The organism is Streptomyces sp. SS8, from assembly GCF_054072955.1.
This window is the reverse complement of the sequence record NZ_JBSVCZ010000004.1, coordinates 107,954-134,304: the sequence shown is the minus strand read 5'-3', so window position 1 is coordinate 134,304 and position 26,351 is coordinate 107,954. Positions and strand designations below refer to the sequence as shown.

The following is a 26,351-nucleotide window of genomic DNA, read 5'->3' as shown; positions in this document are numbered from 1 at the left end:
GTACCGGCCCCGCGGCCGGACCGGCCGCGGGGCCGGGGCTGCTAGTGCCGCGTCAGTCAGGGTTTGCCCGGTAGCGAGGCTCCCCCAGCCCCGGCCGGGGGTACCCCCAGGTGCTGGGGCCTCCCCAGGCCCGCAGGGCCGAGGGGACGCGATCGCAAGACGGCCGGAAGCCGCATGTACTTGTCCTACCTGGGCTTTCGGCCAACGCGGCATGGGGGCACCCCCGGCCGGAGGCCGGGGGAGGCGGCGAGCGGGGTGAATCTCGGCTGACACGGCACTAGCCGGTCGGACCGGCTCCGGCGCGCCGTTCGGGCCCCTGCCCGGGCCGCCGTTCGGACTGGGCCGGCACGCAGGGCGGCTCGTCCCCCTCGGCCAGGCGGTCCAGGCGGTCCAGCAGGGCCGCGCGCTCGGTGTCGAAGGCGGGGTCGGCCTGGTAGTCGCCGTGGCCCAGGATCGGCGCGGGCAGCGGGTGCTCGGGGGTGCGGCCGTAGTGCAGCGGATCCTTGAGCGGGCCGCGGTCCACCTCCTGTCCGCCGTCCTCCCCCGGCAGCACCGGGCCTCCGATCGGGTCGGTCAGGCGCCACAGGTTCCGCCAGCAGTCCACCTCCTCGCTCAGCGCGCGCATCGGGGCGGGGCCGAAGCAGGCCGGGAACCAGCGCCCGTAGAGCCGCTCCAGCGGGGAGCCGTAGGTGAGCAGGGCGACCCGGCCGCGGGTGTCGGGGTCGAGCTGCCAGACGGCGGCGGCGGCCAGCACGCTGCCCTGGGAGTGCCCGGAGATCACCAGCCGGCCGCCGGTGCGCGCGGTCCAGGTGCACATCCGCCAGGTGAGGTCCGGTACCGCGCGCTCGGCGTAGCAGGGCGGTGCGAAGGGGTGGGCGGCGCGCGGCCAGAAGGTGCCCACGTCCCACAGGATGCCGACGGTGCGGCGGGCGGCGGCGTCCCGGTAGGCGCGGCGGCCCATCGCCACCAGCAGCACCACCATGGCGCCCATCAGCCAGGAGCCGAGCCCCTGGACGGCCTGCGCCAGGGCGGGCAGCGGGCCGGGCCAGGCGGCCGCGGCCGGTCCCGGGGGCAGGCCGGTGCGGGCCGCGCCCGCCAGGGCGCCGGCGCCCAGCAGTACGGTGGTGACGGTGACGGAGGCGATCAGGGCCGGCGCGGAGTCGGTCAGCCGCGCCCAGGCGACGACGCGGGCGATCCGGCGGCTGCGGGACTCCAGCTCGCGGGGCTCGCCCTCGTAGGATTCGACGATCCGGGGTGTGAGCCGCCTGCGCGTCCGCCCCGCCCGTACCGCGGCGCCCAGTAAGAAGACCACCACGACCAGCAGCAGGACGGGGATCACCGCCGCCTGCCAGCTCAGCAGCACCGGCGGCCCCGCTATGGCGCCGCCGGCCACGCCGGGGGTGCCGCCCTTGTCCAGCCAGTCCGCCACGCGCTGGGCCACCCCTCCGGTGAGCACTCCGCCGAGCGCGCAGGCCAGTAAGGCGACCGCGGCGCCGCCCAGCCCGCCCATGGCGCACCGCCCGGCGCACGAGCCCGGGGGCGAGGCCCGGTGCAGGACGTAGGCGGTGACGGCGATGGCGGCGGCCAGCGCGCCCTGGAGGAGGGCGAGCCAGGCGAACATGCCGGTGCCCGGCAGCTGGGCGGAGGAGGTCCAGCCGGGGCGCGGCCAGGCGGCGTACACGGCGGTCAGCGCCAGCGCGCCCAGCGCGGCGCCCGGCAGGACCTTCGAGGCCCACCGGTCGATCCGCTCGTCCGGCTCGGACTCGGTGCGGCCCTTGCGGACCGCGACCAGCACGGTCACCGCCCAGCCCGCCGCGAGGACTGCGGCCAGCGCCCGCCCGAAGGCCTCCGGCACCGTGCCGCCGCCGGGGCGCAGGTCGTGGGCGGCGGCCGCGGCCAGCAGGGCGGTGGCGACGGTGAGCAGTCCGGCCGCGGTGTGGGCGGCGCGCAGCCGGGAGACCAGGCGGCGGCCGTACCAGAAGCCCGGCAGGGAGAGCGCGGGCCTCTCCCCGCCGGGCAGCGGCCGGGCCGGGCCCGGCGGGCGCGGGGGCGGCGAGGCGGACTCGTAGGCGCTCCAGGTGCGGTGCGACAGCCACCACAGCAGGGCGGTCAGTGCGGCGGGCACCAGCGCGGCCAGGACCAGGCGGCGGCCGGGCGACGCCCACCAGCCTTCGGTGAGCGGCCCCAGCCAGGACTTGCCGCGCGCGCAGCGCTCGGAGGCGGCGCACTGCCAGGCCACCAGGTCGAGCGCGACCTCGCAGGCCGCGGCGGTGAGCAGCACGGTCAGGGAGAGCGCCAGCAGCCGCACCAGGACGTCGTAGACCCGCTGGCCGCGGTGGCGGGCGGGAGCGGCCGGGCGCATCCAGTGGGCGAGGTTGGCGACCATGAACGGCAGCAGGAGCAGCCACAGGGCGCGGGCGCCGTTGCCGGAGGTGAGGTTGGACCAGCAGTACGCCTCGGGGATCGGCCGCTGCCGGGCGCGGTCGGCCGACGGTCCGGTGCGGGGGTCGGCCGACCGGTCCGCGGTCAGGCCGCCGGAGTACCCGTACTCCCCGAAGCGGCTCTCGGCGTCCGCGTCGTCGGTGCGGCGGTGGATGCCGGCGGTGTCGTCGCCGGTGATCCGCACCGTGCGCGGATCGCCGAGCATCTCCTGCGGTGTGGTGCCGCCGACCCCGTGCACCAGGAGTTCAAGCGCCGGTTCCTCCTGGTCACCATGGTGTCCCGCCGGCGGTGCCGGCCGGTTCTCGGGCATGCTGCGCTCCCCCCGATCCGGTGTGTCCCCGTTTCCCGCGGGGTACCCCGCGGCGGCATCCAGGATGGCGGTTGCGGGGCCCCGCGCGCAGCCCGACCGGCCCGCCCGGGCGTCACGATCGCGCTTCGGGACGCGCCGCGGCCGCGTGGAAGGATGGGACCGAACAGATGCCCGTATCCGCGCACACGGCCGCGCGGGCGATCACGTGCGCGGCCGCCGGTGGACGAGAAGGGACGGACCAGCAGGTGGGCGACAACCAGAACCTCCTGGCGGAGCAGCGGCGCGCGCTCATCCTGGAGGAGGTCAGACGACGCGGCGGGGCGCGGGTCAACGAGCTGACCCGCAGGCTCAACGTCTCGGACATGACCGTGCGCCGCGATCTGGACGCGCTGGCGCGGCAGGGCGTGCTGGAGAAGGTGCACGGCGGGGCGGTGCCGGTGCCGGGGGCGAGCACGCACGAGCCGGGTTTCGAGGCGAAGTCGTCACTGGAGCGGCACGCCAAGGAGGACATCGCGCGGGCCGCCGCGGCGATGGCGGCCCCGGGCGGCGCGATCGCGCTCTCCGGGGGCACGACGACGTACGCGCTGGCCCGGTGCCTGCTGGACGTGCCGGATCTGACGGTGGTGACCAACTCGCTGCGGGTCGCGGACGTCTTCCACACCGCGCAGCGCGCGGACGCCTCGCGGGGCGGCCTCCCGGGGGCGGCGACGGTGGTGCTCACCGGCGGGATGCGCACCCCCTCGGACTCCCTGGTGGGGCCGGTGGCGGACGCGGCGATCGGCTCGCTCCACTTCGACGTGCTCTTCCTCGGCGTGCACGGCATATCCGCCGAGGCCGGGCTGTCCACGCCCAATCTGGCCGAGGCGGAGACCAACCGCCGTCTGGTGCGCTCCGCGCGGCGGGTGGTGGTCGTCGCCGACCACACCAAGTGGGGAACGGTGGGACTGAGTTCGTTCGCCTCCCTGGCAGAGGTGGACACACTGGTGACCGACGGCGGCATGCCGGAGCGGACGCGCGCGGAGATCCGCGAGGCGCTGCCGGAGCTGGATCTGGTGGTGGCGGACGGGGGGCCCGGCGAGCGGGCCGGGCACCACGCCGGGAACCCGCGGGAGGAGCGCCCATGACACGCGAACTGGAGCGGGTCGGCGCCGGCTTCGTCCGCACCGCCCCCGTGCGGCTGGTGTTCACCGCGCGGGCCGCGGAGCCCGCGGACGCCGTCTACGCCGTACTGGCCGACACCGAGGGCCGGCCGCGGTGGTTCAAGGCGGCGACCGGCGCCCGGCCGACCGCGGACGGCCTCGGCCGGAGGATCACGCTGCGCGGCGGCGGCCGCTTCCTGTAGACGGTCGTGGCCGCGGAGCCCGCCGGGCGCTACGCCTACCGCGTCGACGCGGTGGGCGTCCCCGGTGTGCGGGCGATGCCGGAGGAGTGGCTGCCGGCGCCGGAGGGCACGGGCACCCGGGTCCGGTACACGATGGCGGCCGACGGCACCCCCGTCTTCCGCGCCGCGCTGCGGCTCGCGGGCCGGACCGGCGGGCCGGCCGCGCGTGGCGCTTCCCTCGGGGCGCGTGCGGCGCGTCGCACGTACCGCGGTGCGCGTAGTGCGTTACGCGCACCCTGGCGCGTCGGACCCGGTGGGTGCAGACTTCATGACAGGGCAGGACAGGATGGACAGGGCAGCACCCGGTGGGGGTGGCGCCGGTGACGGCCCGGCCGTGGCGGCGGGCCGGCGGTGACGAAGGTGGGAGGCGTTGCGCTGTGGCGGAGCCCGAGTTCAGTGCCACCGGAGTGCGGATAGCACGGTGGCTGCGGTCCCTCACCCGGGCCGGGCAGATCGTCGTCCGCGACGGGCGGATGGTGCTGCTGACCAGTTACGGCCGGGAGATCGACAGCGCGCCGGTTGAGCAGGTCCGCGTCAGCGAGCCGTGGTACGCCGCGCGCGGACGGGCCCTGGCGGCCGTCAACGGCACCTGGTACGCGCTGCGTCTGAAGGAGCAGACGAGCGACGGCCTGGTGGCCGCGCTGCGCGGTGCCCGCGCCCGGTCGGGCAGGGCGCCGGGGAGGTCCGGAGCCCCGAAGATCGCGGCGGAGCGGCGCCCGGCCCCGGCCGACGGCTGAGGTGCCCGGGTCCGGGTGGACGCCGCGGACGCGTCCACCCGGAAAGAGTGCCTGATTTGCGCCTTTTGCCCACCTGAATCACGCTGAAGTCTGTGCCCTAGCGGCCGTCAGTGCGCCTGACGCTCTCTCCTCCGTCGTCCGGACACCCCGACTCTCCCAGGGAGCCGCAGTCGTGATCAGTCACCCCAGCACGTCCGGCCGGCAGCGGACGGTGGAGTTCCAGGCCCTTCCCTCCCGGGCCGGCCAGATCCGCCGCATCGTGTCGGCCCTGTTGCGTTACTGGAAGCTGGACCCGCTGGTCGGCCCGGCGGCCGACGGCGTCGCCGAACTGCTGGCGGGAGCCCGTCGGCAGGCGGGCGCGGACGGGCGCTGCACCGTGGAGATCGCACTGCTGCTGGACCGGTTGACGATCTCCGTGCGCGACCACCCCCCGCAGCTCTCCCCCGCCCTCGCCGTGGGGGCGTTCCCGGCGGGCGGACCGCCGCCGGCGCCGGGCGGCCTCGCCGCCGGCGGCGAGGCCGCCCGGATCACTCTGCCCGTACCGGCACCCGCCGCACCCACCGCTCCGGCCCCGGGTGCGGATCTCCCGCCGGACCGCCCGGCCCGGCCCGAACCCCTGCAGCACGCCTGACGGGCACCGGAGCCCCGCCTCGGAGCCCCGGGCCTCGAAGACCCGGACTCGGATCAGCTCCGCGCCACCGCCATGGGGTCGTCCAGGACCGGCTGCCAGGCCAGTTCGGCGGCGCCCACCAGACCGCTGTAGTCCAGTTCGCAGGCGAGTACCGGCACCTTGCCGCTGCGCCCCCACAGACTGCGCTCGGCGATGACGTTCCGCAGCCGCTCGGCGTCCGCCTCCAGCAGCGCGCGGTGCAGCCCGCCGAGGATGATCCGGTCCGGGTCGAGGATGTTGACCAGGCCCGCCAGGCCCAGGCCGAGCCGGTCGATGAGCAGGTGCGCGGCGTCGCGTACGGCCGGGTCGGTGGCGTACTCGGTGCGCAGCAGCTCCAGGGCGCGCTTGAGCAGGCCGGTCTCCGGACCGGGCTCCCGGCCCGCGGCCTCCAGGAAGGCCAGCGGGTCGGTCTCCACGTCCAGGCAGCCGCGCCCGCCGCAGTGGCAGGGCCTGCCGTCCGGGTCGACGGTCAGATGGCCGACCTCCAGCGCCAGCCCCGAACTGCCGGTGTGCAGACGGCCGTCGAGGACGAGCGCGCCACCGACGCCACGGTGCCCGGTGGCCACGCACAGCAGGTCGCGGGCGCCGCGGCCCGCGCCGTGGCGGTGCTCGGCCAGGGCCACGAGGTTGACGTCGTTGGCCGCGAAACCGGTCGCCGGCGCGTCGGCGGACGGCCCGGTGACACCGGCCTCGGCCAGACAGCGGGTGAAGATCTCCCGCACCGGTGCCCCCGGGGGCCAGGCCAGGTGCAGCGGGTTGAGGGCGGTGCCCTCCGGCTCGGCCACGGCGGAGGGCACCGCCAGGCCCGCGCCCAGGCAGCGCCGGCCGGTCTCGCGCAGCAGCCCGGCCCCGGCGCCGACGACCTCGGTGAGGACCTGTGCCGGATCGGCCTCCACCGTCACGGCGCCGGGCACGGTGGCGACGATCCGGCCACCGAGCCCGACGAGCGCGGCGCGGAAACCGTCCGCGTGCACCTGGGCGGCCAGGACCACCGGACCCTCGGGGTCGACCGACAGCCGGTGGGAGGGGCGGCCCTGCGAGCCGGCGGCGACAGCCGGCCGGGAGTCAACGGTGATCAGCCCGAGCGCCTCCAGTTCCGCGGCCACGGCTCCGGCCGTCGCCCGGGTCACGCCGAGCTCCGCGGTGAGCACGGCGCGGGTGGGCGCGCGTCCGGTGTGCACGAGTTCCAGCGCCGGGCCGAGGGCTCCGCGGCCTCTCTCCAGCTTTGCAGTACGCGTCGGGGTCACCATCCCATTCTGGCTTTGTATCCACGGCGAACAAAGCGGGGTGGTCCGACCGTCGCGAACGGACCGGAGCACACCCTGGCACACTGCCTCCGGCCGGGTGCGTTCCGCCCTCCCCCGCGTCCTGGGTGCGGCGGATCGGGGCCCGTCCCGCGGGTCCCTCCGTCTGCGGCGGCGGACGTGCGGCCACCCGGGGCCACGGCTCCTCCGCCTCGCGCCGCCCCGCCGGGCGGCGGGGCGGCGCGGAACACCGGCCTTGGCGGGAAGATCCACTGGAACGCCGTCCAGGACGTAGGCTCAATGGGGCGGTGAGGGAGGGCACATGGCTGAGGGTCTGCGATTCGAACTGCTCGGTCCGCTGCGCGCCTTGCGCGGGGGGAACGAGGTGCCGCTGGGGCCGCCCCGGCAGCAGGCGGTGCTCGCCGTCCTGCTGCTGCAGGAGGGGCGGCCGATGTCGTACGACGCGCTGGTGAGCGCGGTCTGGGGCTGCGAGCCCCCGTCGCACGTACGGAACCTGGCCCAGAAGTACGTGTCCGGTCTGCGCCGGGCCTTCGCCGCGGCGGGCGGGGGCGGCTCGTCCCCGGAACTGGTGTGGACCGGCAGCGGCTACCGGCTGGAGAACGCCGGGATCGACGATCTGGCGGAACGGCGGACGCTGCTGCGCGAGGCGCTGTCCGCGCGCGAGTCGGGCGACCTGCGCCGGGCCGGCACACTGGCGAGGCAGGCGGAGGAGCTGTGGCGCGGCGAGTTCGCCGAGGGGCTGGCCGGCCCCTACCTCGACGGTGAGCGGCGCCGCTGGGCGGAGAAGCGGCTGATGGTGCTGGAGACCCGGCTGGAGGGCGACCTGGAGCTGGGCCGGTACCACGAGTGCGTCCAGGAGCTGGCGCGGCAGGTGGACCGGCATCCGCTGCGCGAGCGGCTGGTGGGGCTCTCGATGCTGGCGCTGTACCGCTGCGGCCGTCCCGCGGAGGCGCTGGCGGCCTACGAGGAGGCCCGGAACCGGCTCATGGAGGAGCGGGGGGCGGAGCCCGGCCCCGCCCTGCGGGAGCTGCACGCGCGGATCGTGCGCCAGGACCCCTCGCTGCTGCCGGAGTCGGCGCTGGCGTCCTGAGCCCGGTACGGCACGGCACGGCCCCTGGGCGGCGCCGGTCGGAGGTTCGCCCGGTGGCGAGGTCCCCCGACCGGCGCGGCGCTAGGAGCCTTCCTCGGAGCCGGTCAGTCCGACGGCGGCGGCGAGCCGGGTGACGGCGTGGTCGAAGAACTCCTCGCGGGCGTTCACCAGTTGGTTGAACTGACCGAACACCTCGAAGCCGATCAGGCCGAACAGCTGGGCCCAGGCCGCGATGAGCCCCGCGGTCACGGGGGCGGGCAGGTCGAGGCCGAGCAGTTCCACGAGCCGGTCGGCGTCCTCGGCGACGGGCCCGGGGAGGGCCGGCGCGGACGCGCCGCCGGCGGGCTCGCGCAGGGCTCCGGCCGTGCGGGCGTCGCGGAGGACGCCGATCAGGGCGAGGCCGACGCGTGAGGCGGGGGCGACGGTGCTCCGGGGCGCGGAGTAGCCGGGCACGGGCGAGCCGTAGATCAGCGCGTACTCGTGCGGATGCGCCAGGGCCCACTGCCGTACGGCCCGGCAGACCGCTCGCCAGCGGGCGACCGGCGCGTCGCGGTCCGCCGCGGCCAGGGCGCGTTCGGCGGTGGAGCCGATGGCGTCGTAGGCGTCGATGATCAGCGCGGTCAGCAGGTCGTCGCGGCTGGGGAAGTACCGGTAGAGCGCGGAGGAGACCATGCCCAGTTCGCGGGCGACCGCGCGCAGCGAGAGCCGGGCGGCGCCCTCCTCGGCGAGTTGTCTGCGCGCCTCTTCCTTGATGGCGGCGGTGATCTCGGCGCGGGCCCGTTCCCTGGCTCCTCGGATCGCGTTCATGGGGTCAGTCTGCCAGCTCCGGAAGCACCGCACGAAAGAGAGAGCAGTGCTCTTGCGCGGACGCGTACGGCGTGTGACACTACTCTTGAGAGAGCACTGATCTCGAACTGGAACGCCTCTCTCGCCCTTGTCGTCCCGCGCGACCCGGAACCCTCGCCCAGGAGGCGGACCATGACCGCACAGCCGCACAGCGGATCGCAGCCGGCACCCGGCACCGCGCCGCACCACAGGAAGACCGGCGTGCTCACCGACCACGTGTTCAACAGGCTGGTGGCCTGGCTGCTCCGGCGGGGCGTCGGCCCCGCCGGAGCCCGGACCCTGGCCGTACGGGGACGCAAGAGCGGCGAATGGCGCACCACTCCCGTCAACCCTCTGGAGTTCGAAGGCGCCCGGTACCTCGTCGCACCGCGCGGGCACACCCAGTGGGTGCGCAATCTGCGCGCGGCCGGCGGCGGGGAGCTGCGCATCGGCAGGCGCGTGGACCGGTTCTCGGCCGTGGAGCTGCCGGACGAGGAGAAGCCGGCCGTGCTGCGGGCCTACCTGAGGAAGTGGAAGTGGGAGGTCGGCGCCTTCTTCGACGGCGTCGGGCCGGCCTCGGGCGACGGGGAGCTGCTGGCCGTGGCCGACCGGCACCCCGTCTTCCGGATCACCCGGGAGGGATGAACCGGTGACCGGGGCGCCGGGAAACGGCGCTCGGCACTCAGCGGTCCATCCGCTCCAGGGCCCGCTGGGCCAGGGGGTGGGTGCGGACGAGCTCTCCGAGGGTGGTCGTCCCCCGGGTGATCCTCGCGAAGGCGTTCCACGCCGGGCGGAAACCGGTGAGCACCGCGTGCAGCAGCTTCGGACGGCGGGCGAAGACGGCGTGCATCCGGCTGCCCACCCCCATCTCCACACCCAGCCCCGACTTGACGGCGAAGGCGTAGTTGAGGGCCTGGCGGCGGGCGTCCACCGCGTCGTGCGCCTCGGCGACCCGCACCGCCCACTCCCCCGCAAGCCGCCCGGAGCGCAGGGCGAAGGAGATGCCCTCGCGCGTCCAGGGCTCCAGCAGCCCGGCCGCGTCGCCGCACACCAGGACCCTGCCCCGGGTCAGCGGGGAGTCCGCCGAGCGGCAGCGGGTGAGGTGGCCCGAGGAGATCGCGGGCTCGAAGCCGGCGAGCCCGAGGCGGGCGATGAAGTCCTCCAGATAGCGCTTGGTCGCCGCGCCCTCGCCGCGTGCGGAGATCACCCCCACCGTGAGCGTGTCGCCCTTGGGGAACACCCAGCCGTAACTGCCGGGCAGCGGGCCCCAGTCGATGAGGACGCGGCCCGCCCAGTCCTCGGCCACCGACGGCGGCACCGGGATCTCGGCCTCCAGCCCGAGGTCCACCTGATCGACCTTCACCCCGACATGGGCCCCTATCCGGCTGGCACTGCCGTCCGCGCCGACCACTGCGCGGGCCAGGACGGTGCGGCCGTCCGCGAGGACCACGGCCACGGTGCGCCGGTCGGGAACGGCGGGGCCGTGCTGTTCGACGCGGGTGACGGCGGCTCCCGTCCACAGCTCCGCGCCGGCCTTCTGCGCGGACTCCACCAGCGCGTGGTCGAACTCGGGCCGGTTGACCAGCCCGAACAGCATGTTCCGGGAGCGCCGGGTACGGGCGAACCTGCCGTCCAGCGAGAAGGTCACCGCGTACACCCGGTCGCGCAGGGGCAGTTCGAAACCGGGCGGCAGGGCGTCCCTGGAGGGCCCGATGATGCCTCCGCCGCAGGTCTTGTAACGGGGGAGTTCCGCCTTCTCCAGAAGCAGGACCCGGCGCCCGGTGACGGCCGCGGCGTACGCCGCGGAGGCTCCGGCCGGTCCCGCTCCCACCACCACCACGTCCCACACCGGATCCTGCCGGTCCGTGCCCTCGGCGCCCTCGGCGCTTTCCCTGCTCACGTGTGTTACCGCTCCCGCTCGGCCGCTTCCGGTTATCGCCGCATCCTAGTGCCGCGTCCCCCCGAACCCCCTGTGGGATCATCGGCACCACACATTTCGCCTGTACGTACGGTGATCCCGCCCACAGGCACACAACGCAGCACCACGAAGGAGCGTTCCCCATGGCGCACGACGCATTGGCAGCCACCGTAGCCTCGCTGATGCCCCGGGCCCGTACCGAACTCGGCGAGCTGGTGGCCTTCAAATCGGTCGCCGACCCGGCCCAGTTCCCGCCCGAGGAGTGCGCGGGGGCGGCCCGGTGGGTGGCTGACGCGCTGCGCGCCGAGGGCTTCACCGACGTGGCGCTGCTGGACACCCCGGACGGCACGCAGTCGGTCTACGGCTTCCTGCCCGGCCCGGCCGGCGCCCCCACCGTTCTGCTGTACGCCCACTACGACGTGCAGCCGCCACTGGACGAGGACGCCTGGCTCTCCCCGCCGTTCACGCTGACCGAGCGCGACGGGCGGTGGTACGGGCGAGGCGCCGCCGACTGCAAGGGCGGTTTCATCATGCACCTGCTCGCGCTGCGCGCCCTGAAGGCCGACGGCGGGGTGCCGGTGAACGTCAAGGTCATCGCCGAGGGCTCCGAGGAGATGGGCATGGGCGGCCTGGAGCTCTACGCCGAGGCGCACCCGGAGCTGCTGACCGCCGACGCCATCGTCATCGGGGACTCCGGGAACTTCCGCGCCGGGCTGCCGACCGTCACCGCGACGCTGCGCGGGATGACCATGCTGAAGGTCCGGGTGGACACCCTGGAGGGCAATCTGCACTCCGGGCAGTTCGGCGGCGCCGCCCCGGACGCGCTCGCGGCCCTCATCCGGATGCTGGACTCGCTGCGCGCCGAGGACGGCTCGACGACCGTCGACGGGCTGTCCTCGGACGCCTCCTGGGAGGGCCTGCAGTACCCGGAGGAGGACTTCCGCAGGGACTCCAGGGTGCTCGACGGCGTGGAGCTGATCGGCTCGGGCACCGTCGCCGACCGCATCTGGGCCCGCCCCGCCGTCACCGTGCTGGGCATCGACTGCCCGCCCGTGGTCGGCGCCACCCCGTCGGTGCAGGCGAGCGCCCAGGCGCTGATCAGCCTGCGGGTGCCCCCGGGCACGGACGCCGCCGAGGCCACCGGGCTGCTCACCGCCCACCTGGAGTCCCACATCCCCTGGGGTGCGCGGCTGGCGGTGGAACAGGTGGGCCAGGGCCAGCCGTTCAGCGCGGACACCACCAGCCCGGCGTACACCGCGATGGCCGAGGCGATGCGCGAGGCGTACGACGGCGCCGAGATGGCCACCGCCGGCATGGGCGGCTCGATCCCGCTGTGCAACACCCTGGGCAGGCTCTACCCGAAGGCGGAGATCCTGCTGATCGGCCTGAGCGAGCCGGAGGCGCAGATCCACGCGGTCAACGAGAGCGTCTCCCCGGACGAACTGCGGCGGCTGTCGGTGACCGAGGCGCTGTTCCTGCGCAAGTACGCCGAGGCCGCGCTCGGCTGACCGGTCGCCGGCGCCGGGGGCCGGGGCCCGCGCGGTGCGCGGCTTCCGGCCGTCACGCGCCGACCGGTGTGCCCGCCTCCAGGTTGAGCGTGACGCCCCGCTCGCGCGCCCGCAGCGCCCAGCGCAGCCGCTCCATCCGCACCGGGGGCAGCATCCCGGCGGCCTCCCGCTCGGTGGCGAAGCGCCAGCCGCGCAGTTCCGAGCCGGGCAGCAGCAGGTCGCGGGCGGCCGCGGTGGTCAGCCGGCCGCCGTCGAAGAGCAGCCGCAGACCGCCGTAGCCGGGCGGGCGGGGCGGCTCCCAGTCGACGACGAGCAGCCGCGGCGCGGTGTCCAGCCGCAGCCCCAGTTCCTCGGCCACCTCGCGCAGCCCGGCGCGGGCGGGCGGTTCGCCGGGCTCGACCACGCCGCCGGGGAACTCCCAGCCGGGCTTGTAGGTCGGGTCGACCAGCAGCACCCGGTCCGCCTCGTCGAAGAGGAGGACCCCGGCCGCCACGGTCTCCCCGGTCGGTTCCGGGGTCTGCACGATGTCGCAGGCGCCTTCCCCGGCACGTACCGCCTCCGCCACCTTCTCGGCGGTCTGCCGGGGGGTGAGGAAGGTGGCGTCGACGGCGTGCGCGTCGGCCCGGAGCCAGTCCGGCACCCGGCTGCGGACCGCCGGGCGCCGGGCCGGCCCCGGGCACCGGCCGTCCGCCGCGGTGTCCGGGGCGCCGAAGGCGCGGCCCTCGCCGCTCCCGCCTTGCCCGGATGCCTCCCCGGCCTCCCCGCGCCGGGCGGCCCGCTCGCGGAGGATCGTTTCCTCTACGTCCAGCAGCACATGGCGTACGGGGATGCGGCGGGCCGCCAGTCCGCCGAAGACCTCGTCGCGGTACTCCTGCCGCAGCAGCGTCATCGGTACCACCAGGGTGCCGCCCACCTCACCGTGGACGGCGGCGGCCGTGTCCACCACCAGCCGCCGCCAGGCGGGCAGGTCCTGGCAGTCGGACACCTCGTCCAGGCGTTTGCGCGGCAGGAGCGCGCGCAGCCCCGCGCCGATCAGGCCGGGGTCGAAGAGGTGGCTGTCCGGAAGCAACTCGACCAGCTCACGGGCCGTCGTGGTCTTGCCCGCGCCGAAGGCGCCGTTCAACCAGACGATCACGGTTCCCCCCATTCCGTCGTCCCCGGTTCACTGCCCGCTCCACCCCGGCCCGGAAACGCGCCCCCGCGCCCCGTCCCGCGCGTTCCGCCCCGCACACCCCGCCCCACCGGCCGGAGCCCTCACACGGGCCGGCCCAGCGCCTCCCGGCAGGCCGCCGCGGCCCCGACGAGGCCGGCTGCGGTGCCCGTACCGGCTGGGACGACCTCCAGCCCCCGGACGAAGGAGAGCGTGGCGTACTCCCGCAGCGCCCGGCGCAGCGGGGCGAACAGCACCTCGCCGGACTGGGCCACTCCTCCTCCGATCACCGCGATCTCGATCTCGGCCAGTGTCGCGGTCGCCGCGATCCCGGCCGCCAGGGCCCGTGCGGCGCGTTCGAAGGAGGCGACGGCCACCGGATCCCCGGCGCGTGCGGCGGCGGCCACCCCGCGGGCGCCGGCGTCGCCGTCCGGCCCGGGCCGCCAGCCGCCGGCCAGGGCCCGGCGGGCGATGTTGGGTCCGCTGGCCAGGCCCTCCACGCAGCCGCGCGCCCCGCACGGGCAGGGGTCGCCGTCGAGGTCCACGCTGATGTGGCCGATGTGGCCGGCGTTGCCGGTCGGTCCGGGATGGAGTCTGCCGTCCAGGACCAGCCCGCCGCCCACCCCGGTGGAGACGACCATGCACAGGGCGTTGTCCCGGCCGCGCGCCGCGCCCTGCCAGTGCTCGGCGGCGGTGATCGCCACTCCGTCGCCCACCAGTGTCACGGGCATCCCCCCGACGATCGCGCGCACCCCCTCCACCAGCGGGTAGTCCCGCCAGCCGGGGATGTTGACCGGGCTCACCGTGCCCCGCCGGGCGTCCACCGGCCCGGCGCTGCCGATCCCCAGGGCCGCCACACGCGGCCACTGGGGGGCCGCCCTCAGTTCGCCGAGCACCTCGGCCACCGTCCGCATCACGCCGTCGCCCGGTTCCCGCGCCGGGGTGGGCCGCTGAGTCCGCAGCAGCAGCCGTCCGCCGTCGTCCACCAGCGCGCCCGCGATCTTGGTTCCGCCGATGTCGAGGGCGGCGAGAAGATCCTGATCCATGGGCGGAGAGTCTCACTCATTCCTGACAACGTTGTCCACTCCGTTGGCCGGCTCTATGCTCTGAGGCCACCGACGCACGGGAACGCGCCGTACGGCACCCGTGTCACCGATCGCCGACGACAGGACGAGACCTCAAGTGGCCGACACCGCCCGACCCGCCCGCAGCACCCGGCGCCGCTACGGGCTGCGGCCGACGATGAAGGACGTGGCCGCCCGCGCCGGGGTCGGTCTCAAGACCGTATCCCGGGTCGTCAACGACGAGCCCGGTGTCACCCCCGACACCGAGCGCCGGGTGCGGGAGGCCATCACCGCCCTCGGCTTCCGCCGCAACGACAGCGCCCGCATCCTGCGCAAGGGCCGCACCGCGAGCGTCGGACTGGTCCTGGAGGACCTCGCCGACCCCTTCTACGCCCCCCTCAGCCGCGCCGTCGAGGAGGTCGCCCGGGCGCACGGCGCGCTGCTGATCAACGGCTCCAGCGCCGAGGACGGCGAGCGCGAGAAGGAGCTGGCACTGGCCCTGTGCGCCCGGCGGGTGGACGGACTGGTGATCATCCCGGCCGGCGACGACCACCGCTACCTGGAGCCGGAGATCTCCGCCGGGATCGCCACCGTCTTCGTGGACCGCCCCGCCGCCCGCATCGAGGCCGACGCGGTGCTCTCCGACAGCTTCACGGGCGCGCGCGAGGGCGTCGCCCATCTCATCGCCCACGGTCACCGCAGGATCGGTTTCATCGGCGACCTGCCGCGCATCCACACCGCCGCCGAGCGGCTGCGCGGCTACCGGGCCGCGATGGCGGAGGCCGGGCTCGCGGTGGACGGCTCGTGGGTCGCGCTCGGCCCCACCGACCCCGGGCGCGTACGGGCCGACGCCGAGCGCATGCTGGCGGGGCGGGGATCGGCCGCGGGGCCGGTCACCGCGCTGCTGACGGGCAACAACCGGGTGACCGTCACCGTGGTGCGGGTGCTGGCGGGCCTGGAGCGGCGCGTGGCGCTGGTGGGCTTCGACGACTTCGAACTGGCCGATCTGCTGACCCCGCCGGTCACCGTCATCGCGCAGGAACCCGCGCTGCTGGGCCGCAGAGCCGGCGAGCTGCTCTTCCGCCGGCTGGAGGGCTCGGGCGAGGAGCCGCGGCGCGTGGTGCTGCCCACCCGGCTGATCCCGCGCGGCTCGGGAGAAGTGCCCCCGCCCCCCTGAGCACGCCCGGAAGCGCCCGGAGGGGGCCGGAGCCGGTACGGACGCGGCCGGGGCCGCGCGGATGGTGGTGAACCGACCCGCGCGGCCCCGGCCGCTGTCGTACGCCTTCCGCGGAAGGTGTCAGCCCTTGCGGGCCTTGATCTCCTCGGTGAGCTTGGGGAGGACCTCGAAGAGGTCGCCGACCACGCCGTAGTCGACCAGGTCGAAGATCGGGGCCTCCTCGTCCTTGTTGACGGCCACGATGGTCTTCGAGGTCTGCATGCCGGCCCGGTGCTGGATGGCGCCGGAGATGCCCGCCGCGATGTACAGCTGCGGCGAGACGGACTTGCCGGTCTGGCCGACCTGGTGGGTGTGCGGGTACCAGCCCGCGTCCACCGCGGCGCGCGAGGCGCCGACGGCCGCGCCGAGGGAGTCGGCGAGGTTCTCGATGACCGAGAAGTTCTCGGCGCCGTTGACGCCGCGGCCGCCGGAGACCACGATCGCGGCCTCGGTCAGCTCCGGGCGGCCGGTCGACTCGCGCGGGGTGCGGGAGACGACCTTGGTGCCGGTGGACTTCTCTCCGAAGGTCACCGACAGCTGCTCGACCGTGCCCGCGGCCGGGGCGGCCTCGGGTGCGGCGGAGTTGGGCTTGACGGTGATGACCGGGGTGCCCTTGGTGACGCGGGACTTGGTGGTGAAGGCCGCGGCGAAGACCGACTGGGTCGCCACCGGGCCGGAGTCGCCGGCCTCCAGGTCGACGGCGTCGGTGATGACGCCCGAGCCGATGCGCAGCGCCAGGCGGGCCGCGATCTCCTTGCCCTCCGCGGAGGAGGGGACCAGCACGGCGGCCGGGGAGACGGCCTCGTAGGCGGCCTGGAGCGCGTCCACCTTCGGCACGACCAGGTAGTCGGCGAACTCGGGGGCGTCGGCGGCGAGCACCTTCACCGCGCCGTACTCGGCCAGCGTGGCGGCGGCGCCGTCGGCGCCGGCGCCCAGGTGCACGGCGACCGGATCGCCGATGCGGCGGGCCAGGGTCAGCAGTTCGAGGGTGGGCTTGCGGACGGCACCGTCCACGTGGTCGACGTAGACAAGGACTTCAGCCATGGGAGTTGCTCTCCTGCGAGGAATGCGAGGGCGGAAAGGAGTGAGGGGTGCGACGGACCTTCGGGCTCAGATGAACTTCTGGCCCGCGAGGAACTCGGCGAGCTGCTTGGCGCCCTCGCCCTCGTCCTTGACGATCGTGCCCGCGGTGCGGGCCGGGCGCTCGGCGGCGTCGTCGACCTTGGTCCAGGAGCCCTCGAGGCCGACCTCGTCGGCGTCGATGTCCAGGTCGTCCAGGTCCAGGGACTGAACCGGCTTCTTCTTGGCGGCCATGATGCCCTTGAAGGAGGGGTAGCGCGCCTCACCGGACTGGTCGGTCACGGACACGACGGCCGGGAGCGCGGCCTGAAGCTGCTCGGTGGCGGCGTCGCCGTCACGGCGGCCGGTGACCTTGCCGTCGGCCACGGAGACCTCGGAGAGCAGGGTGACCTGCGGCACGCCCAGGCGCTCGGACAGCAGCGCGGGCAGCACGCCCATCGTGCCGTCGGTGGAGGCCATGCCGCAGACGACCAGGTCGTAGCCGGTCTTCTCGACGGCCTTGGCCAGCACCAGGGAGGTGCCGATCGCGTCGGTGCCGTGCAGGTCGTCGTCCTCGACGTGCACGGCCTTGTCGGCGCCCATGGACAGCGCCTTGCGCAGCGCGTCCTTGGCGTCCTCGGGGCCGACGGTCAGCACGGTGACCTCGGCGTCGTCGGCATTCTCGGCGATCTGCAGGGCCTGCTCGACGGCGTACTCGTCGAGCTCCGACAGCAGACCGTCCACGTCCTCGCGGTCGACGGTCAGGTCGTCGGCGAAGTGCCGGTCGCCGGTGGCGTCGGGCACGTACTTCACACAGACAACGATCCTCAAGCTCACGCCGGCTCTCCTACATGCGTCGTCATTACTGGCTGCCTTGTCTCACAGGCAGCATAGGCGCCTGATCGGGCGGAATCCGGTCCGGTGGGGCCGGCTCTCCATCCAGGATATTACTCGTCAGTACACCCAGGCCCTTACCCAGAGGCAAGGCCGGTGAACTGTGACCTTTCCAACGGCTCAGGAGGGCACTGTGCCCTCTCCCAACGCGTTGTAACGCCCCGCGTGGTACAGCAGCGGGCGGCCCGCGCCGGAGGAGTCCCCGGCCACCAGCTCCGCCAGGACCACCCGGTGGTCGCCGGTCGGCACCCGGGCCACCACCGCGCCCACCGTCCAGGCGAGCACGCCCTCCAGCACCGGCACCTCGTACGGCCCCCGGTGCCAGCGGGTGGGCGGCGCGAAGCGGTCCGCTCCCGGGCGGGCGAAGGTGGCGGCCAGCTCGCGCTGGTGCTCGCCCAGTATGTGCACCCCCACGTGCTCCGCCTCGGCGACCACCGGCCACACCGAGGAGGCCGTGGCGATGTTGAAGGAGACCAGCGGTGGTTCGGCGGCGACGGAGGCCAGGGAGGTCGCGGTGAACCCGGCGGGGCGGCCGTTCCCGTGGGCGGTGATCACGGCGACCCCGGCGGCGTGCCGCCGGAAGACGGCGCGCAGCAGGGCGGGACCGGCTTCGGCCGCCTCCCGTGCCCGCCGGATGCCGTTCGGTGCGCTCATCTGAGATCCCCTGCCCACGGCAGGCCAGGCTGTCCACCGCGGGCGGTCCGCGTCAAGTTCGCCCGCGCGGATGGGACCAGGGTCACGCGGCCTGCGCCCCTCCCGGCCCCGGGGGCCCTCCCGGCCCTCACACGGCCTCCCCGAGCGCGGCGATGACATCGGCCCTGCGCGGCTGCCCGCTCGCCCGCCGGGTTATCCGGCCCCGCGCGTCCAGCACCAGGACGGTGGGGGTGCGCATGATGCCCAGCCGCCGCACCAGATCCAGCCGGGACTCGGCGTCCACCTCCACGTGGACGACGCCCTCGACCATCTGCGCCACCTCGGCCAGGATCCGCCGGGTGGCCCGGCAGGGCTGGCAGAAGGCGCTGGAGAACTGCACCAGCGTGGCCCGCTCCCCCAGCCGCTCGGCCCCCACCTCTCCGGCGGTCAGCCTCTCCTCCGCATCCCGTCCGCGCACCGTCATCCTTCCGTTCCGTCTGCTGTGCGCCATCCCGAAGGCGCCGGCCAGCGCCAGCACCGCCAGGCACACGACCAGTCCCGTCGTCCCCGCCGTCCCTGTCATCCCTGTCATCTCCGCCGACCCTGTCACCCCGTCGCTCCGGCCGCCCCCCGCATCGTCTCCCACAGCGCCCGGGGCCATGCCGCCGATTCCCGCATCCGGCCGCCGCCGTGCCCCCGGGTGCGGAATGCTGACGCCATGAGGGTCGACATACGGGGAACGAGGTTCGCCGCCGCCGTGACCACCGCGGTCCTGGCCGCCGTGCTGGTCAGCGGGAGTTTCTGGCTGCTGGCCGCACAGGCGCTGGTGTTCGCCGCCGGGGCGGGGCTCGGCGTGGCGCGGTCGCCCTACGGGCTGGTCTTCCGCCGTCTGGTCCGGCCCCGGCTGGGACCGCCGGCCGGAACGGAGGACGCGGCGCCGCCCCGCTTCGCGCAGGCCGTGGGTCTGGCCTTCGCCCTGGTGGGCCTGGTGGGCTACGGCGCCGGGCCCCTGTGGCTGGGCATGGCTGCGACCGCGTGCGCGCTCGCGGCGGCCTTCCTCAACGCCGCCTTCGGCTACTGCCTGGGCTGCGAGGTGTACCTGACACTGCGCCGGGTCGCGGGGTGAGGCGCCGGGTGGTGTCCGGCCCGGTGGTGTCCGAACGTGACGAGGATCTCCCGTCCCCCGAATTGGCCAGGGAAGTTACGGCGGCGTAGGTTCGGGTAGATCAGCCGGGAGAACCCTCCCCAGGCAGCTTCCCAGAAGGGTCCTCCCCGTATGGCAGAACTGGTGTATCCGCCCGTGATCGGTGCAGCCCGCACCCTGTTCAGGGCTCTCGATTTGCGTTTCGACATCGACGGTACCGAGCACGTCCCGCGGCGCGGCGGCGCCGTGCTGGTCAGCAACCACATCGGCTACCTCGACTTCGTCTTCGCCGGGCTGGCCGCCCGGCCCGCCAAGCGGCTGGTGCGCTTCATGGCGAAGGAGTCGGTCTTCCGGCACAAGGTCTCGGGGCCGCTGATGCGCGCGATGAAGCACATACCGGTGGACCGCTCGCAGGGCGAGCACGCCTACCGCCACGCGCTGAGGGCGCTGCGCTCGGGCGAGATCATCGGCGTCTTCCCCGAGGCCACGATCTCGCAGTCGTTCACCCTGAAGAACTTCAAGACCGGTGCGGCCCGGATGGCGCAGGAGGCCGGCGTGCCGCTGCTGCCCGTCGCGCTGTGGGGCACTCAGCGGCTGTGGACCAAGGGCCACAAGCGGGACTTCGGCCGCAACCACTTCCCGATCACCATCCGGGTCGGTGAGCCGCTGCGGCCCGCCGAGGGCGAGTCGGCGGCCAAGCTCACCGAGCGGCTGCGCGACCGCGTGCAGGAGCTGCTGGAGGCGGCCCAGCGGGCGTACCCGGTGCGGCCCAAGGGGCCGGACGACACCTGGTGGATGCCCGCGCATCTGGGCGGCACCGCCCCGACCCCGGCCGAGGCCGGTTCCCTCTAGGGCGGGCCGGACGGGGGCGTCAGAGCCTCTCGGGGAGCAGCCGCTCCAGCTGTGCGCGGTCACCGGCCCGCTTCAGGGCGGTCAGGACGGGCTCGGGCGGGGCCGCGTGGAGTTCGGGGATGTCGCACTCCCCCGCGTCCGGATCCGGTGTGAAGGCGAGCCGCTCCCCGTCGAGCGAGAAGCGCGCGTCCACGCCCGGCTTGTTGCCGCGCGGGTCCTGGCGCGCCCAGGGGCGGCCGGGCAGCCTGAGGGCGACCAGGCCGTGGACGACGTTCAGTTTCTGGTAGCACAGGGCGGCCGGGATGCCCTCGTGGCGCAGCAGCGCCGTCAGCGCGTGCGCCTTGGCGTGGCAGATGCCGTTGCGGGTGGCGAGGACGTCGGAGGCGCGCCAGGCCACCCGCTGGTCGCCGCTGTCGAAGGAGTGCGGGATGGTGTCGCGAACGAAGTCGAAGGCGGCCTCGGCGTAGCGCACGAGGCCGCCTTCGCCGTCCGTGCGCCCGCCGGTCCGCTCCCGCAGCCGCGAGGCCGTCTCCGCGACCAGGGGATGCCGGTGGTCGACGGCCTCGCAGGCTGCGAGGTAGGCGAACGGGTCCGGGTCCTGCTGGATCAGCTCCATGTTCCGGAAGCCTAGGAGGGGAGGGGGTGGCCAGCCTCCCTTTTTCCGGTCCGGCTTCTTCCGGCCGGCAGGCCGCCCGCATGCGCGGTCAGCGGGCCATCTCCTCCCGCAGCGCGGCGACGAAACCGTCGACGTCCTCCTCGGTGGTGTCGAAGGAGCACATCCAGCGCACGTCGCCGGCGGCCTCGTCCCAGAAGTAGAAGCGATAACGCTTCTGCAGCCGCTCGCTCACGTCGTGCGGAAGCCGGGCGAAGACGGCGTTGGCCTGCACGGGGTGGAGGATCTCCACCCCGTGCACGGTGCGCGCGCCGTCGGCCAGCCGCCCGGCCATGGCGTTGGCGTGGGAGGCGCTGCGCAGCCACAGGTCGCCGGCGAGCAGCGCCTCGAACTGCACCGAGACGAAGCGCATCTTGGAGGCCAGCTGCATCGACAGCTTCCGCAGGTGCTTCATCGCCCGCACCGCGCCGGGGTTGAGCACGACGACGGCCTCGCCGAAGAGCATGCCGTTCTTGGTGCCGCCGAAGGAGAGCACGTCCACGCCCGCGTCCGTGGTGAACGCCCGCAGCGGGACGCCCAGCGCGGCCGCCGCGTTGGCGATGCGGGCGCCGTCGAGGTGGACGGCCATGCCGCGTTCGTGGGCCGTCTCGCAGATCGCCCGGATCTCCTCGGGCGTGTAGACGGTGCCCAGTTCGGTGTTCTGGGTGATCGAGACCACCTGCGGCATCGCCCGGTGCTCGTCGTCGAAGCCGTACGCCTCGCGCTCGACCAGCTCGGGGGTGAGCTTGCCGTGCTCGGTGGGCACGGTCAGCAGCTTCAGCCCGCCGACCCGTTCGGGCGCGCCGCACTCGTCCACGTTGATGTGGGCGCTGTCGGCGCAGACGACCGCGCCCCAGCGGTCGGTGAGGGCCTGGAGGGCCACGACGTTGGCGCCGGTGCCGTTGAACACCGGGAAGACCTCCGCCGACGGCCCGAGGTGGGCGCGGAAGACCTCCTGGAGGTGGGCGGTGTACTCGTCCTCGCCGTAGGCGGTCTGGTGACCGCCGTTGGCGAGGGCGAGCGCCGCCAGGATCTCCGGGTGCGCGCCCGCGTAGTTGTCGCTGGCGAAGCCGCGCACCCGCGGGTCGTGGCGGCGCCGGGCGTCCGTCGGAGGGGATGCCGGGGGTGCCTCGGTCGGGTGGGCCTCTACGGTTGCGGGGTCAGCCACAGGCGGTGTCCGTTCACTTCCTCGGCGGACTTGTCCCAGACACCGGCGATGGCCTCGGCCAGCTCCCCGACGTCGGTGAAGCCCGCGAATTTGGCGTTCGGGCGCTCGGCGCGCATCGCGTCGTTGACCAGCGCCTTGACCACCAGGATGGCAGCAGCGGCCGGAGGCCCCGCATCCGCCCCCTTGCCAGCCTTGCGGAAGGCGTCGGCCAGGGCCAGGGTCCAGGCCTCGGCGGCGGCCTTGGCCGCGGAGTAGGCGGCGTTGCCCGCGGTGGGGCGGGTGGCGCCGGCGGCGCTGATCAGGACGTAGCGGCCGTTTCCGCTGCGGCGCAGGGCTCCCTCGAAGGCCAGGGAGGTGTGCTGCACGGTGCGCACCAGCAGCTTCTCCAGCAGGTCCCAGTGGGACAGGTCGGTCTCGGCGAAGGCGGCCGAGCCGCGCCAGCCGCCGACCAGGTGAACCAGCCCGTCGACGCGGCCGTACTCCTTCTCGGTGCGGGTGGCCCACTCGCGGGTGGCCTCCAGGTCGAGCAGGTCGACGGTGTCGCCGGTGACGGCGGCGCCGCCGTGCGCGAAGCGGGCCCTGTCGACGGCCTCGGCCAGCCGCTCGGCGTCCGCGTCGGCGGCGACGACGGTGGCGCCCCGTTCGGCCAGGCTCAGCAGCGCGGCCTGCCCGGCGGGGCCCGCCGCGCCGGCGACGGCGACGACGGCGCCGTCCAGGGGGCCGCCGTTGCCGTTGGATGTGCTGGTCATGGTGGTGATCGCCTCTCTGTGACGTCCGGTGGTCACGCCGCGGCCGGGAGGGCGGACTCGGCGGTGATGCCCTTGGTCGATGCGATCACGTTACGCAGCTTCTTGGCGAGGGCCTCGTAGAACATGCTCAGCGGGAACTCGTCGGGGAGCACCTCGTCCACCAGCTTGCGCGGCGGCAGGCTCAGGTCCAGGGCGTCGGGGCCCTTGGCCCAGGTCGAGCCGGGGTGCGGGGCGAGGTAGGTGGAGACCAGCTCGTAGGCCTTGAACCAGTGGACCAGCTTGGGGCGGTCGATGCCCTCGCGGTAGAGGGTCTCGATCTCCTCGCGCAGGTGCACGGTCACCTCGCGGGCCCGCTGCCAGTCGATGCTGAGCTTGTTGTCCGTCCAGCGCAGGGCATCGTGCTTGTGGAGGTAGGCGAACAGCAGCTGGCCGCCCAGCCCGTCGTAGTTGCGGCTGCGCTCGCCGGTGACGGGGAAGCGGAACAGGCGCTCCAGCAGCACGGCGTACTGCACGTCGCGGCCCTGCTCGAAACCGTCGGCCTCCAGCTTCACTGCCTCGTGGAAGGCGGTGAGATCGCAGCGCAGCTCCTCCAGGCCGTACATCCAGAACGGCTGGCGCTGCTTGATCATGAACGGGTCGAAGGGCAGGTCGCCGTGGCTGTGGGTGCGGTCGTGGACCATGTCCCACAGCACGAAGGTCTGCTGGGCGCGCTTCTGGTCGGCCAGCAGCCCCCGGGCGTCCTCGGGCAGCTCCAGCTTGGTGACCTCGCAGGCGGCGTCGACGACGCGGCGGAAGCGGGCGGCCTCGCGGTCGCAGAAGATCCCGCCCCAGGAGAACCGCTCGGGCGCCTCGCGCACGGCGACGGTCTCGGGGAAGAGGACCGCGGAGTGGGTGTCGTAGCCGCTGGTGAAGTCCTCGAAGGTGATGCCGAGGAAGAGCGGGTTGTCGTAGCGGGTGCGCTCCAGCTCGGCCAGCCAGTCCGGCCAGACCACGCGCAGGACGACGGCCTCCAGGTTGCGGTCGGGGTTGCCGTTCTGCGTGTACATGGGGAAGACGACCAGGTGCTGGATCCCGTCGGCGCGGTGGGAGGCGGGCTGGAAGGCCAGCAGGGAGTCCAGGAAGTCGGGGACGCCGAAGCCGCTCCCGGCCCAGCGGCGCAGGTCGGCCACCAGCGCGCGGTGGTAGGCCTCGTTGTGCGGGAGCAGCGGTGCGAGCTCCTCGACGCAGGCCACGACCTGCTCGATGCGCCGCTCGACCTCGGCCCGCGCGGGGGCGCCCTCGGCCTCGAAGTCGATGGAGCCGTCCTTGGACTGGGCGGGACGGACAGCCTCGACGGCCTCCTTGAGCACCGCCCAGGCGGGGTGCTCCACCACACGGCCGGCGAACGAGTCGCCGGCGGTCGGAGCGCCACCCGTCACTACCACGGGCGAAAGGATTTCCGTCATTACTACCCCTCCACAGAAGAAACTCTCGTAGCAGCACCGTAGCTGCGCAGACTTCCCCGATCAACCCGAGAAGGAGAAAGTTCTTCTGCCGACCACCCGCCATGCAGCTGTTTTTCCTGCGAGCTCCCCTGTCAAACGGAAGAGAGAGCCGTATCCACGCCGAGGGGGCCGATCCAGCGTGCTCCGCGCCCGCCGCCGGTCCCACCGGCGCCCCGCGTCCCGGGCGGTGATCGTCCGCGGCTACTCTTGCCGCGCGTACGCACCGCCGCTTCGAACACCGCAGGAAAGCGAGAACGCGCCGTGCCACTGCTGACCGTCGGCCACCGCGGGGTGATGGGCGTCGAGCCCGAGAACACCCTGCGCTCCTTCGTCCGGGCCGACCGCGAGGGCTTCGACGTCATCGAACTGGACCTCCACCTGAGCCGGGACGGCGCACTGGTGGTGATGCACGACGCCGATGTGGACCGCACCACCGACGGCTCCGGTCCCGTCGCGGACAAGACCCTCGCCGAGCTGCGCGAGCTGGACGCCGGCCTCGGCGAGCGAGTCCCGGTCTTCGAGGAGGTCGTGGAGGCGGTCTCCGCGCCGCTCCAGGCCGAGATCAAGGACCGCGCCGCGGCGCGGGTGCTGGCGGAGGCCGTCGAACGGCTGGGCCTTCACCGGCGGGTCACGGTGATCTCGTTCCACGACGACGCCCTGCGCGAGACCCGCAGGCTGCTGCCGGACATCCCCATCGCGCTGGTCACCGGCACCTCGACACCCACCGCCCCCGAGCGCGCCGTGGATCTGGGGGCCCCGATGGTCTCCTGCGAGCTGCGCCGGCTGGACGCGGACGTCGTCGGGCGCTGCCGCGCCGCGGGCCTGAAGGTGATCTCCTGGACGGTCAACACCGACCAGGAGCTGGCCCGCGTCCGCGAGCTGGGGCTGGACGGCGTGGTCACCGACCTGCCCGATGTCAGGAGAGCGGTCGGCGAAGCGGCTTGACCAGCAGCTCGAACTCCAGGTCGTCGCGGAGCGGGACGCCGAAACGCTCGTCGCCGTACGGGAAGGGGCTGGTGCGCCCGGTCCGGGCGTAGCCGCGGCGCTCGTACCAGGCGATCAGGTCGGCCCGGGCGGTGATCACCGTCATGTGCATCTCGCGGGCGCCCCAGCGCTCCCGCGCCGTCCGCTCGGCCTCCGCCAGAACCGCCCTGCCCAGCCCGCCGCCCTGAAGGAGGGGGCGGACGGCGAACATCCCGAAGTACGCGACGGTCCGCCCCGCCCCGCCCTCGCGGCGCTCGAGCTGGCAGCAGGCGACCGGCTCCCCGTCCCGCTCGGCCACCAGCATCAGGCTGCCGGGGGCCCGGACGACGTCGGCGACGCCCTCGGGGTCGGTGCGCTGCCCGTCCAGCAGGTCCGCCTCGGTGGTCCAGCCCGCCCGGCTGGCCTCGCCCCGGTACGCCGACTCCACCAGGGCGACCAGCGCGGGGACGTCGTCCTCGCCCGCGGTCCTGAAGCTCAGGCCGGAGCCGCTCTCACGGGCGGTCCGGGAGGCAGTCGGGGGGATGACACCGGAGGCCGCGGAGGCGGGGGCGTTCGGGGCGTTCATGGGGCCGAGCCTAAACCTCCGTCCGCACGGCCCGGCCGTCCGGCCCGTATACCGGACAGCGCCCCGGAAGCGGCCTAGGCTCGGTGCCATGGTTCACGTACTGAGCAGCCGGATCCTGCTGCGCCCCACCGACCCGGACCGTTCGCGGGCCTTCTACGGCGACGCCCTGGGGCTGGCGGTGTACCGGGAGTTCGGCACCGGGCCGGAGCGCGGGACCGTCTACTTCCTGGGCGGCGGCTTCCTGGAGGTCTCCGGCCGGTCCGAGGTACCGCCCGCGCCCGGCCTGAGGCTGTGGCTCCAGGTCGCCGACGCGGCCGGGGCCCACCGGGAGCTCGCCGACCGCGGCGTGGAGGTGCTGCGGGAGCCCAGGCGCGAGCCGTGGGGGCTGGTGGAGACGTGGATCAGCGATCCGGACGGGGTGCCGATCGTCCTCGTCGAGGTTCCCGAGGACCATCCGCTGCGCCACCGGCCCGGTATCTGAGGTCTCCCGCGCCTTTTCCGGGGCCGTGCCGCGGCCCCGCGAGCGCGCGCTCCGATCGCGCTCCCCCACTGCCTCCGCGCGCTCCCGTACCGGCGTCCGGCGCCGGGCAT

27 protein-coding genes are annotated in these 26,351 nt (G+C 74.5%); 12 read left to right on the top strand and 15 right to left on the bottom strand.

Annotated elements, in window-relative coordinates:
- Positions 1-277: 277 nt before the first annotated feature.
- The gene (locus tag ACW69E_RS05950; RefSeq protein WP_457497112.1) at positions 278-2,752 is read right to left on the bottom strand and encodes a hypothetical protein; all 2,475 of its coding nucleotides are present in this window, start codon (positions 2,750-2,752) and stop codon (positions 278-280) included.
- Between the two features lie 245 nt (positions 2,753-2,997).
- On the opposite strand from ACW69E_RS05950, the gene ACW69E_RS05945 reads away from it, so the two are divergent.
- The 4 genes from ACW69E_RS05945 (at position 2,998) to ACW69E_RS05930 (ending at position 5,501) form a co-directional block, all read left to right on the top strand.
- Positions 2,998-3,876: a DeoR/GlpR family DNA-binding transcription regulator gene (locus tag ACW69E_RS05945; RefSeq protein WP_457497227.1), complete on the top strand. Its 879-nt coding sequence runs from the start codon at positions 2,998-3,000 to the stop codon at positions 3,874-3,876.
- Positions 3,873-4,094 carry a hypothetical protein gene (locus ACW69E_RS05940; RefSeq protein ID WP_457497111.1) on the top strand — a complete coding sequence of 74 codons (222 nt, stop codon included), beginning with the start codon at positions 3,873-3,875 and terminating at the stop codon, positions 4,092-4,094. The genes ACW69E_RS05945 and ACW69E_RS05940 overlap by 4 nt, the downstream gene beginning before the upstream one ends.
- 416 nt (positions 4,095-4,510) lie before the next feature.
- Complete coding sequence (locus ACW69E_RS05935; RefSeq protein WP_457497110.1) at positions 4,511-4,870, top strand: hypothetical protein; 360 nt, start codon at positions 4,511-4,513, stop codon at positions 4,868-4,870.
- A 172-nt stretch (positions 4,871-5,042) separates the two neighbouring features.
- Positions 5,043-5,501: an ATP-binding protein gene (locus ACW69E_RS05930; protein WP_457497109.1), complete on the top strand. Its 459-nt coding sequence runs from the start codon at positions 5,043-5,045 to the stop codon at positions 5,499-5,501.
- Positions 5,502-5,554: 53 nt separating this feature from the next.
- Here ACW69E_RS05930 and ACW69E_RS05925 read toward each other — a convergent pair whose 3' ends face one another.
- Complete coding sequence (locus ACW69E_RS05925; RefSeq protein ID WP_457497108.1) at positions 5,555-6,790, bottom strand: ROK family protein; 1,236 nt, start codon at positions 6,788-6,790, stop codon at positions 5,555-5,557.
- Between the two features lie 316 nt (positions 6,791-7,106).
- Between ACW69E_RS05925 and ACW69E_RS05920 the strand changes: the two genes are divergently transcribed.
- Positions 7,107-7,895 (top strand): AfsR/SARP family transcriptional regulator, encoded by a 789-nt coding sequence (locus tag ACW69E_RS05920; RefSeq protein ID WP_457497107.1) that lies wholly within the window; start codon positions 7,107-7,109, stop codon positions 7,893-7,895.
- Positions 7,896-7,976: 81 nt separating this feature from the next.
- On the opposite strand, the gene ACW69E_RS05915 is transcribed toward ACW69E_RS05920, so the two are convergent.
- Positions 7,977-8,702, bottom strand: a complete 726-nt coding sequence (locus ACW69E_RS05915) for a TetR/AcrR family transcriptional regulator (RefSeq protein ID WP_457497106.1) — start codon at positions 8,700-8,702, stop codon at positions 7,977-7,979.
- A 171-nt stretch (positions 8,703-8,873) separates the two neighbouring features.
- Here ACW69E_RS05915 and ACW69E_RS05910 point away from each other — a divergent pair, with 171 nt between their 5' ends.
- Positions 8,874-9,365: a nitroreductase family deazaflavin-dependent oxidoreductase gene (locus ACW69E_RS05910; protein WP_457497105.1), complete on the top strand. Its 492-nt coding sequence runs from the start codon at positions 8,874-8,876 to the stop codon at positions 9,363-9,365.
- Positions 9,366-9,402: 37 nt separating this feature from the next.
- Here ACW69E_RS05910 and ACW69E_RS05905 read toward each other — a convergent pair whose 3' ends face one another.
- The gene (locus ACW69E_RS05905) at positions 9,403-10,569 is read right to left on the bottom strand and encodes a geranylgeranyl reductase family protein (protein ID WP_457497226.1); all 1,167 of its coding nucleotides are present in this window, start codon (positions 10,567-10,569) and stop codon (positions 9,403-9,405) included.
- Between the two features lie 212 nt (positions 10,570-10,781).
- On the opposite strand from ACW69E_RS05905, the gene ACW69E_RS05900 reads away from it, so the two are divergent.
- A complete protein-coding gene (locus ACW69E_RS05900; protein WP_457497104.1) occupies positions 10,782-12,146 on the top strand; it encodes a M20/M25/M40 family metallo-hydrolase in 1,365 nt (454 codons plus the stop codon).
- Positions 12,147-12,198: 52 nt separating this feature from the next.
- Here ACW69E_RS05900 and ACW69E_RS05895 read toward each other — a convergent pair whose 3' ends face one another.
- Complete coding sequence (locus ACW69E_RS05895) at positions 12,199-13,281, bottom strand: NUDIX domain-containing protein (RefSeq protein WP_457497103.1); 1,083 nt, start codon at positions 13,279-13,281, stop codon at positions 12,199-12,201.
- A gap of 119 nt (positions 13,282-13,400) precedes the next feature.
- On the bottom strand, positions 13,401-14,342 hold the full coding sequence (locus tag ACW69E_RS05890; protein ID WP_457497102.1) for an ROK family protein: 942 nt from the start codon (positions 14,340-14,342) through the stop codon (positions 13,401-13,403).
- 196 nt (positions 14,343-14,538) lie between these two features.
- Here ACW69E_RS05890 and ACW69E_RS05885 point away from each other — a divergent pair, with 196 nt between their 5' ends.
- Positions 14,539-15,537: a LacI family DNA-binding transcriptional regulator gene (locus ACW69E_RS05885; RefSeq protein ID WP_457497225.1), complete on the top strand. Its 999-nt coding sequence runs from the start codon at positions 14,539-14,541 to the stop codon at positions 15,535-15,537.
- A 120-nt stretch (positions 15,538-15,657) separates the two neighbouring features.
- Here ACW69E_RS05885 and ACW69E_RS05880 read toward each other — a convergent pair whose 3' ends face one another.
- The 4 genes from ACW69E_RS05880 to ACW69E_RS05865 all read right to left on the bottom strand — a co-directional run bounded on the left by ACW69E_RS05880 (position 15,658) and on the right by ACW69E_RS05865 (position 18,754).
- Positions 15,658-16,620, bottom strand: a complete 963-nt coding sequence (locus tag ACW69E_RS05880) for an electron transfer flavoprotein subunit alpha/FixB family protein (protein ID WP_457497101.1) — start codon at positions 16,618-16,620, stop codon at positions 15,658-15,660.
- 66 nt (positions 16,621-16,686) lie between these two features.
- Positions 16,687-17,472: an electron transfer flavoprotein subunit beta/FixA family protein gene (locus tag ACW69E_RS05875; RefSeq protein ID WP_457497100.1), complete on the bottom strand. Its 786-nt coding sequence runs from the start codon at positions 17,470-17,472 to the stop codon at positions 16,687-16,689.
- Positions 17,473-17,649: 177 nt separating this feature from the next.
- Positions 17,650-18,183 carry a flavin reductase family protein gene (locus ACW69E_RS05870; RefSeq protein ID WP_457497099.1) on the bottom strand — a complete coding sequence of 178 codons (534 nt, stop codon included), beginning with the start codon at positions 18,181-18,183 and terminating at the stop codon, positions 17,650-17,652.
- A 127-nt stretch (positions 18,184-18,310) separates the two neighbouring features.
- Complete coding sequence (locus ACW69E_RS05865) at positions 18,311-18,754, bottom strand: TlpA family protein disulfide reductase (protein WP_457497098.1); 444 nt, start codon at positions 18,752-18,754, stop codon at positions 18,311-18,313.
- A gap of 126 nt (positions 18,755-18,880) precedes the next feature.
- On the opposite strand from ACW69E_RS05865, the gene ACW69E_RS05860 reads away from it, so the two are divergent.
- Positions 18,881-19,288, top strand: coding sequence for a DUF4395 domain-containing protein (locus ACW69E_RS05860; RefSeq protein ID WP_457497097.1), 408 nt, complete (start codon positions 18,881-18,883; stop codon positions 19,286-19,288).
- A gap of 150 nt (positions 19,289-19,438) precedes the next feature.
- The gene (locus ACW69E_RS05855; RefSeq protein ID WP_457497096.1) at positions 19,439-20,158 is read left to right on the top strand and encodes a lysophospholipid acyltransferase family protein; all 720 of its coding nucleotides are present in this window, start codon (positions 19,439-19,441) and stop codon (positions 20,156-20,158) included.
- A gap of 19 nt (positions 20,159-20,177) precedes the next feature.
- Here ACW69E_RS05855 and ACW69E_RS05850 read toward each other — a convergent pair whose 3' ends face one another.
- From ACW69E_RS05850 to ACW69E_RS05835, 4 genes are all read right to left on the bottom strand, one after another.
- The gene (locus ACW69E_RS05850; protein ID WP_457497095.1) at positions 20,178-20,774 is read right to left on the bottom strand and encodes a transglutaminase-like domain-containing protein; all 597 of its coding nucleotides are present in this window, start codon (positions 20,772-20,774) and stop codon (positions 20,178-20,180) included.
- Positions 20,775-20,862: 88 nt separating this feature from the next.
- Positions 20,863-21,978, bottom strand: coding sequence for a threonine aldolase family protein (locus ACW69E_RS05845; RefSeq protein WP_457497094.1), 1,116 nt, complete (start codon positions 21,976-21,978; stop codon positions 20,863-20,865).
- Positions 21,957-22,727, bottom strand: a complete 771-nt coding sequence (locus tag ACW69E_RS05840) for an SDR family NAD(P)-dependent oxidoreductase (protein WP_457497093.1) — start codon at positions 22,725-22,727, stop codon at positions 21,957-21,959. The genes ACW69E_RS05845 and ACW69E_RS05840 overlap by 22 nt, the downstream gene beginning before the upstream one ends.
- A 32-nt stretch (positions 22,728-22,759) precedes the next feature.
- Positions 22,760-24,172, bottom strand: a complete 1,413-nt coding sequence (locus tag ACW69E_RS05835; protein ID WP_457497092.1) for a DUF6421 family protein — start codon at positions 24,170-24,172, stop codon at positions 22,760-22,762.
- A gap of 300 nt (positions 24,173-24,472) precedes the next feature.
- Between ACW69E_RS05835 and ACW69E_RS05830 the strand changes: the two genes are divergently transcribed.
- Positions 24,473-25,156, top strand: a complete 684-nt coding sequence (locus tag ACW69E_RS05830) for a glycerophosphodiester phosphodiesterase (protein ID WP_457497091.1) — start codon at positions 24,473-24,475, stop codon at positions 25,154-25,156.
- On the opposite strand, the gene ACW69E_RS05825 is transcribed toward ACW69E_RS05830, so the two are convergent.
- The gene (locus ACW69E_RS05825) at positions 25,128-25,760 is read right to left on the bottom strand and encodes a GNAT family N-acetyltransferase (protein ID WP_457497090.1); all 633 of its coding nucleotides are present in this window, start codon (positions 25,758-25,760) and stop codon (positions 25,128-25,130) included. The two genes, ACW69E_RS05830 and ACW69E_RS05825, sit on opposite strands and share 29 nt — an antisense overlap.
- Positions 25,761-25,848: 88 nt before the next feature.
- On the opposite strand from ACW69E_RS05825, the gene ACW69E_RS05820 reads away from it, so the two are divergent.
- Positions 25,849-26,241 (top strand): VOC family protein, encoded by a 393-nt coding sequence (locus ACW69E_RS05820; RefSeq protein ID WP_457497089.1) that lies wholly within the window; start codon positions 25,849-25,851, stop codon positions 26,239-26,241.
- Positions 26,242-26,351 lie beyond the last annotated feature (110 nt).

Coding starts and splice junctions, on each gene's coding strand:
- ACW69E_RS05855 (WP_457497096.1), top strand. CDS start 19,439: ATGGCAGAACTGGTGTATCCGCCCGTGATCGGTGCAGCCCGCACCCTG.
- ACW69E_RS05865 (WP_457497098.1), bottom strand. CDS start 18,754: ATGACAGGGATGACAGGGACGGCGGGGACGACGGGACTGGTCGTGTGC.
- ACW69E_RS05850 (WP_457497095.1), bottom strand. CDS start 20,774: ATGGAGCTGATCCAGCAGGACCCGGACCCGTTCGCCTACCTCGCAGCC.
- ACW69E_RS05910 (WP_457497105.1), top strand. CDS start 8,874: ATGACCGCACAGCCGCACAGCGGATCGCAGCCGGCACCCGGCACCGCG.
- ACW69E_RS05885 (WP_457497225.1), top strand. CDS start 14,539: ATGAAGGACGTGGCCGCCCGCGCCGGGGTCGGTCTCAAGACCGTATCC.
- ACW69E_RS05915 (WP_457497106.1), bottom strand. CDS start 8,702: ATGAACGCGATCCGAGGAGCCAGGGAACGGGCCCGCGCCGAGATCACC.
- ACW69E_RS05920 (WP_457497107.1), top strand. CDS start 7,107: ATGGCTGAGGGTCTGCGATTCGAACTGCTCGGTCCGCTGCGCGCCTTG.
- ACW69E_RS05940 (WP_457497111.1), top strand. CDS start 3,873: ATGACACGCGAACTGGAGCGGGTCGGCGCCGGCTTCGTCCGCACCGCC.
- ACW69E_RS05880 (WP_457497101.1), bottom strand. CDS start 16,620: ATGGCTGAAGTCCTTGTCTACGTCGACCACGTGGACGGTGCCGTCCGC.
- ACW69E_RS05835 (WP_457497092.1), bottom strand. CDS start 24,172: ATGACGGAAATCCTTTCGCCCGTGGTAGTGACGGGTGGCGCTCCGACC.
- ACW69E_RS05840 (WP_457497093.1), bottom strand. CDS start 22,727: ATGACCAGCACATCCAACGGCAACGGCGGCCCCCTGGACGGCGCCGTC.
- ACW69E_RS05900 (WP_457497104.1), top strand. CDS start 10,782: ATGGCGCACGACGCATTGGCAGCCACCGTAGCCTCGCTGATGCCCCGG.
- ACW69E_RS05825 (WP_457497090.1), bottom strand. CDS start 25,760: ATGAACGCCCCGAACGCCCCCGCCTCCGCGGCCTCCGGTGTCATCCCC.
- ACW69E_RS05860 (WP_457497097.1), top strand. CDS start 18,881: ATGAGGGTCGACATACGGGGAACGAGGTTCGCCGCCGCCGTGACCACC.
- ACW69E_RS05890 (WP_457497102.1), bottom strand. CDS start 14,342: ATGGATCAGGATCTTCTCGCCGCCCTCGACATCGGCGGAACCAAGATC.
- ACW69E_RS05870 (WP_457497099.1), bottom strand. CDS start 18,183: ATGAGCGCACCGAACGGCATCCGGCGGGCACGGGAGGCGGCCGAAGCC.
- ACW69E_RS05950 (WP_457497112.1), bottom strand. CDS start 2,752: ATGCCCGAGAACCGGCCGGCACCGCCGGCGGGACACCATGGTGACCAG.
- ACW69E_RS05925 (WP_457497108.1), bottom strand. CDS start 6,790: ATGGTGACCCCGACGCGTACTGCAAAGCTGGAGAGAGGCCGCGGAGCC.
- ACW69E_RS05820 (WP_457497089.1), top strand. CDS start 25,849: ATGGTTCACGTACTGAGCAGCCGGATCCTGCTGCGCCCCACCGACCCG.